The organism is Halorubrum sp. SD612 (genome assembly GCF_002135005.1).
On sequence record NZ_NEWI01000156.1, the window covers coordinates 1 to 5,453 of the forward strand.

The window sequence follows — 5,453 nt, forward strand, 5'->3', positions numbered from 1 at the left end:
AACGAACTCGCCGTCGTCGAGACCGCCCCCGGCCGGCGGCGGTCTCGACGACGGCGAGTTCGTTCGCGGCGGCGCGAGCGCGGAAGCCGGGGGCACGGGAGCCGGAGACGCGGGCGCCACCCGCGGCGCGGACGCCTCCGCGGACCGCGGCGCCGTCCCGGCCCAGACGGAGTTCGTCCGGCCGGAGCCGGTCGACACCGTCGAGCACGCGTGGGTCGGCGAGGGCGTCCCGCTGGACGCCAACAAGGCGACGCTGGACGCGTACCACCGCCGGCTCGAAGCGGGGCAGGTCGAGCAGTCGCGGATCTCGGTCCTCGTCGTCTGTAACGACGACCAGATGCGGGAGGAGGGGAACGTCGCCGACCTGTACGGGCTCCGCGACATGGTCCAGTTCGACATCGAGGTGCGCCACGACCTCACCCGCGAGGAGATGCGGGAGGTCCTCGAATCGGACGTGGACTTCCTCCACTACATCGGCCATGTCGACGACCGCGGGATGCAGTGCGCGGACGACTACCTCGACTTGACCGACGAGGACCTCGAGATCGGCGTCAGCGCCTTCCTGCTCAACGCCTGCCAGTCCTACCAGCAGGGCGAGGCGCTCGTCCACCGCGGCTCGCGCGGCGGCATCGTCACCCTCTCCGACGTGGCGAACTCGCCCGCGACGACGCTCGGCCGGATCATCGCCCGCCTGATGAACAGCGGCTTCAACCTCCGTACCGCGCTCCACGTGGCGAAGCGGGAGCTGATCACGGGCCACCAGTACATCGTGGTGGGCGACGGGGGAGCGACTATTTGTCAAAGCCGGAGTGGGATCGCGGTTGTGTTTGATATCGCTGATCGGGGTGCGGAGACATATGACCTTTCAGCGGAGTTTTATCCGAACAGAAACCACGGAGTTGGGTCACTCTCCTGGCTAAGTCTCACTATGGCAGAAGACAACCACTACGTGCCGTCTCAGTTCACATTCGAAAATATACCCAACGAGGTGCTAGTTGACCTACTCGATCTAGAATTGGTACCTGTATTTTATTCAGATGAGCTTGTCTGGAGTGAAAGCTTAGAACTTAATTAGGGGCCAGGGTTTGCGCCAGCAACATTCGCCGCCGCCGGCGCCGCCTGCGTCAGCAGCAGCAGCGCGGTGAACAGGACGCCGGCCATTTTCGGGTGCTCTGCCACGTAGTCCGCCACACTTTCGTGCATATTCGAAAAGTATCAGGATAAATAAATATTAAGATTGTTCTGCGGGAGAATATAGTAGATATTTAAAATTAGAAAAGCTTGTATTAAATAGATAGCGCGTCCGAGGAGCGGATTCTATTCGGCTCCCGACGTTGTACACCCGAAAGCACTGTCTGCCCCGACGCGGCGCAGCGAGGACCGCGTTTTTTCACCGCCGGGCGCGGAGTCCGGGACGTCATGACCGACATCGAGGCGGCGATCCGAGAGGCGTTCGAACACACGGAGTACGACCTCGGGAACGTCGCGGTCAACCGCCGACAGGTCCGCGTGCCGGTGATTCAGGAGGGCGCCGACCCCGACGCGCTCCGGGCGGTGATCGAGGAGGCGCTCGGCGCGGACGCGCTCGCGACCGTGACCGTGACCACGGAGCGCATCGCCGGCGAGGACACCGTCGGCACCGTCGTGTCGTTCCGCTACCGGGACTGAGGCGCTCGCGGAACGCGCCGGAGGTCGACGGGAGGACCCCTTCCGCGACACGGTACGATTAACAGGACGGTACCCGTACACGTGGATCGTACGATGACGGCCGAGGTCGGACACGACGGCGCGCGGTACCTCGCCGGGTCGCCCGTTCGGGTCGCGATACTCCGGGCGCTGCGGGAGGAGCCGCGGCGCCCCGCCGAGTTGACCGACGCGGTCGACGCCACCCGAACGACGGTCCAGCGGATCCTCGCCGGGTTCCGCGAGCGAGACTGGGTCGTGAAACGCGACGCGAACTACCGGGTGACGCCGACCGGCGAGCGCGTTCACGACGCGTACGAGACGCTCCTGACGGAGGTCGAGCGCGGCGACCGCTACGGGCGGTTCGCCGAGACCGTCGAGCGCGTCGGCGTCGACTTTCCCGCGGCGGGGATCCCGGACAGCGACCTCACGGTCGCGTCCGACCAGAACCCGTTGGCGGTCGTCGACCGGCTCACGGAGCTCCTCCGCGAGAGCCGCGGGGGCGAGATCCGGGCCGTCTCCCCCGTCGTCCTCCAGCAGTTCAACGACGCGGCGGCCGCGGCGTTAGACGACGGCGCGAACGTGGAACTGATCATCGACCGCGACGTGGTCGACGCGTCGGTCGCGGAGTTCGGACCGGCGACCGACCGCGCGCTTGAGGACGACGACGCCGCGGTGTACGTGAGCGCCGAGCCGATCGAGTACGGCCTCGTCCGCTGTGAGGACGTCGCGTGCGTGACCGCGTACGACGAGCGGAACAACCCGCGGTGCGTGCTCGAATCGACCGAGGAGACGGTCGTCGACTGGGTCGACGACGCGTTCGCGTCCCTTCGGGACGACGCGACTCGGCTCTCCTCGGTCGTCGAGCGCGCCTGAAGCGGTCAGCGACCGCTACGCGTCGTCGCTCGCGGCCGTCTCGTCGCCGGCGGCCGTCTCGGTCGTCGCGTCGTCGTCCGGGTCGAAGTTCGCGGGAACGACCGTCGGGTGGTCGATGCCGACGGCGGGCGTAGTGGCGCTCATGGCTCTAGCAGATGATAGGCGGACGACGCCCTAAAAATTACCCATAGGCATAACGCATCCGGCCGCGGGCGACGGATGCGCTTCGGTTATACGGTCGTTAGGCGACCTGTTCGTCGTACAGGTCCTGCGCGTGTTCGATGGCCTCCTTGGCCGCCGCCTTGTCCTCCCAGCCGAGCGTTTCGACCTCCTTGCCGGCCTCGAGGTTCTTGTAGGTCGCGAAGAACTCGTCTATCTCGTCGAGGGTCTGCTGGGGGATGTCCTCGAGGTCCTCGATGTGGTCGAACCGCGGGTCCTCGGTCGGCACCGCGATCACCTTGTCGTCCTGCTCGCCGTCGTCGTCCATCTTCATCATGGCGACGGGGCGGGCCTCGATCACGCAGCCGGGGAACGTCTGGTCCTCGACGAGCACCATCACGTCGAAGGGGTCCTCGTCGTCGTAGTACGACTGCGGGATGAAGCCGTAGTCGTACGGGTAGTGGACGTTCGAGTGGAGCACGCGGTCCAGGACGACGCCGGGGATATCCTTGTCGTACTCGTACTTGTTCCGTTCGCCCTTGAGACACTCGACGACGGCGTAGATCTCGTCCGGCGCGTTCGGTCCCGTCTCGAGATCTTCCCAGAGGTTGGCCATGTGTCCGTTGGTGGGTGGAAGTCGGCCAAAGTCCTTTCGGGATCGCGCGAGCGCGTCCGTCATCGATCCCCGTCGCAACGACGGGAGGCCGGCGCCACCGATCCGCGTCGTAACGACGGGAAGCCGGTGCCGCCGAACCACGGGGAGCCGAGGTCACGAGGGCGGACACCGGGCGAGGCCGGATCTCCGCGGTTTCGATCGTGAGCCGTACGCCGAGCGCGACCGACGATCCCTCGGTCCATCCGCCGAAAGCGGAATCGATCAGTCGAACGCGTTCCATCGCCGGAGACCACGAGCATCCGTCGAGAGACCGTCGATACCGAGAGATCCGGACGACCGTGCGGGGTTACGCATCGCAACGGTCGTGAATGTTGAGAAAGATTATAAGTTCGGGCCCCTTCCCGTCAGGCATGTCAGAGGCACAAACAGTCACTGATGAATCGACGGCGGCAAGCGATCTCACGGCGTTCCAGCAGAACATCCTCACCATCCTCGCCGAGGAGCCGATGTACGGCCTCGCCATCAAGCGGGAGCTGGAGGCGTACTACGGCTCCGAGGTGAACCACGGCCGCCTGTACCCCAACCTCGACGACCTCGTCGACCACGGGCTCGTCGAGAAGAGCGAACTCGACAAGCGGACGAACCAGTACGAGCTCACCGACGAGGGCCACGACGTCGTCCTCGGCCAGATCGAGTGGGTCCTCGATCGATTCGTCACCGACGAGGAACGCGCGAACGAGGTCCGGGCGCTGCTCGACTAAGCGGGACCGAGGCCCCGCGCGCGGCGAAACGGAACCGTATCCGACCGAACATTTTGGCACACGGCGCGGCGAAAGCCGCGTTCTCTCTTCGCTGAGCCGTCGCTACGTCGAACCGTCGGTGTCGCTCGAATGTCCGTCGTCGGAGCGGTCCGCGGCGGCGGGGCCGTCGACGTCGGCGGCGACCGTCTCGATCACGGACAGCGACTCCTCGGCGGCCGCCAGTTGCTCGTCCGTCGGCCACCCGTTCCGGACCAGGTACTCCTCGCGGAACTCGGCGCGCATCTCCGGGGTAGCGTCGTCGACCGGGCGGACGTAGTGGTTGCTCATGAACGCCGCGAACGTCTCCGCGGTCCGCGCGTGGACCTCGGACTCGCGCTCGGTCACCGCGTCGGCGACCGCCTCGTTGTACGCGGCCACCTCGCGGTAGCGGTCGGCGTCGCCGGGGCCGGACAGCGACACCTCGACCGCGCGGTCGGTGTCCTCGACGCGGTCGAGCTGAACGGTCCCGTCGTCCATCCACTCGTCGGGGTACAACACGAGCGCGTCGTCCTCGTCGCGGACGCGCGCGGTGTAGCCGTACTCTGCCGCGAGCGCGTCGCGCCGCTCCCGGTACTGGTCGGCCGCCTCCTCGATCTCCGGCGTCGGCTCCGCGGACTCGGCCTCGCGGGCCAGCCGAGTGAGCCGCTCCGCCTCGTCGACCGCCTCGACCGGCACGTCCGGGACGCGCTCGTCGTCGCGGTCGGGTGCTTCCGCGACATCCGCGGGGTCGTCCGCGTCGGCGGGGCCGCCCGCGTTCGCGTCGTTCTCCGCCGCCATCATCTCTCGCGCCCGTTCCTTCGCCCACTCCGGCGGGTCGTCGTCAGTTCGCGTCATCGAGTGCCTCGTTCGCCAGATCGTCGGCGCGTTCGTTTATCTCCCGCGGTACGTGCGCGATCGACCAGCGGTCGAACCGCTCCAAGAGCTCCCGGGCGCGGACGCGCTTCTCGCGGAGCTGGGGGTCGTTGGCGTTCCACTCGCCGCGGACCTGCTTGACGATCAGCTCCGAGTCGCCCCGGACGTCGACGGCGTCGAAGCCGTACTCGTCGGCCGCCTCCAGCGCGCGGATCAGCGCCGCGTACTCGGCCTGGTTGTTCGTCGCGCGCCCGATACGCTCGCCGCCCTCGGCGACGACGCCGTCCGACGTGACCAGGCACCAGCCGACCGCGGCCGGACCCGGGTTCCCGCGGGAGGCGCCGTCGAAGTAGACGTGCGCGCGGCCGCCGCCGTCGCGCAGCAGAGCGGTCAGTCGGGTCGGGTCGCTCCCCTGAACGGCGACCTTGGCCTCGTACGCGACCGCGGCCGCCCCCGCCCCCCCGGCC

Annotated in this window: 7 protein-coding genes and 1 pseudogene; 4 read left to right on the plus strand and 4 right to left on the minus strand. The window is 67.5% G+C overall.

What is annotated here, in order from left to right; genetic code table 11:
- From B9G38_RS13865 to B9G38_RS13875, 3 genes and pseudogenes are all read left to right on the plus strand, one after another.
- Positions 1-1,075 (plus strand): annotated as a pseudogene (locus tag B9G38_RS13865) (caspase family protein); the annotation flags it as partial.
- Between the two features lie 344 nt (positions 1,076-1,419).
- The gene (locus tag B9G38_RS13870; protein ID WP_086220748.1) at positions 1,420-1,668 is read left to right on the plus strand and encodes a hypothetical protein; all 249 of its coding nucleotides are present in this window, start codon (positions 1,420-1,422) and stop codon (positions 1,666-1,668) included.
- Positions 1,669-1,761: 93 nt separating this feature from the next.
- Entirely contained in the window at positions 1,762-2,559 is a 798-nt protein-coding gene (locus tag B9G38_RS13875; protein ID WP_086220749.1) for a winged helix-turn-helix domain-containing protein, read from the plus strand.
- 15 nt (positions 2,560-2,574) lie between these two features.
- On the opposite strand, the gene B9G38_RS18750 is transcribed toward B9G38_RS13875, so the two are convergent.
- Together B9G38_RS18750 and B9G38_RS13880 are read right to left on the minus strand one after the other, a co-directional pair.
- The gene (locus tag B9G38_RS18750; protein WP_255375980.1) at positions 2,575-2,703 is read right to left on the minus strand and encodes a hypothetical protein; all 129 of its coding nucleotides are present in this window, start codon (positions 2,701-2,703) and stop codon (positions 2,575-2,577) included.
- 97 nt (positions 2,704-2,800) lie between these two features.
- Positions 2,801-3,334 carry an inorganic diphosphatase gene (locus tag B9G38_RS13880; RefSeq protein ID WP_086220750.1) on the minus strand — a complete coding sequence of 178 codons (534 nt, stop codon included), beginning with the start codon at positions 3,332-3,334 and terminating at the stop codon, positions 2,801-2,803.
- Between the two features lie 410 nt (positions 3,335-3,744).
- On the opposite strand from B9G38_RS13880, the gene B9G38_RS13885 reads away from it, so the two are divergent.
- A complete protein-coding gene (locus tag B9G38_RS13885; RefSeq protein ID WP_086220751.1) occupies positions 3,745-4,095 on the plus strand; it encodes a PadR family transcriptional regulator in 351 nt (116 codons plus the stop codon).
- A gap of 102 nt (positions 4,096-4,197) precedes the next feature.
- On the opposite strand, the gene B9G38_RS13890 is transcribed toward B9G38_RS13885, so the two are convergent.
- Entirely contained in the window at positions 4,198-4,968 is a 771-nt protein-coding gene (locus B9G38_RS13890) for a hypothetical protein (RefSeq protein ID WP_086220752.1), read from the minus strand.
- Positions 4,955-5,453 (minus strand): ribonuclease HI family protein (locus B9G38_RS13895; protein WP_086220753.1); only part of this gene is annotated, 499 nt, incomplete at its 5' end. The genes B9G38_RS13890 and B9G38_RS13895, both read right to left, overlap by 14 nt.

What these genes read in the sequence shown, in the direction of transcription:
- B9G38_RS18750 (WP_255375980.1), bottom strand. Translation starts at nt 2,703, where the DNA reads ATGAGCGCCACTACGCCCGCCGTCGGCATCGACCACCCGACGGTCGTT.
- B9G38_RS13880 (WP_086220750.1), bottom strand. Translation starts at nt 3,334, where the DNA reads ATGGCCAACCTCTGGGAAGATCTCGAGACGGGACCGAACGCGCCGGAC.
- B9G38_RS13870 (WP_086220748.1), top strand. Translation starts at nt 1,420, where the DNA reads ATGACCGACATCGAGGCGGCGATCCGAGAGGCGTTCGAACACACGGAG.
- B9G38_RS13875 (WP_086220749.1), top strand. Translation starts at nt 1,762, where the DNA reads ATGACGGCCGAGGTCGGACACGACGGCGCGCGGTACCTCGCCGGGTCG.
- B9G38_RS13885 (WP_086220751.1), top strand. Translation starts at nt 3,745, where the DNA reads ATGTCAGAGGCACAAACAGTCACTGATGAATCGACGGCGGCAAGCGAT.
- B9G38_RS13890 (WP_086220752.1), bottom strand. Translation starts at nt 4,968, where the DNA reads ATGACGCGAACTGACGACGACCCGCCGGAGTGGGCGAAGGAACGGGCG.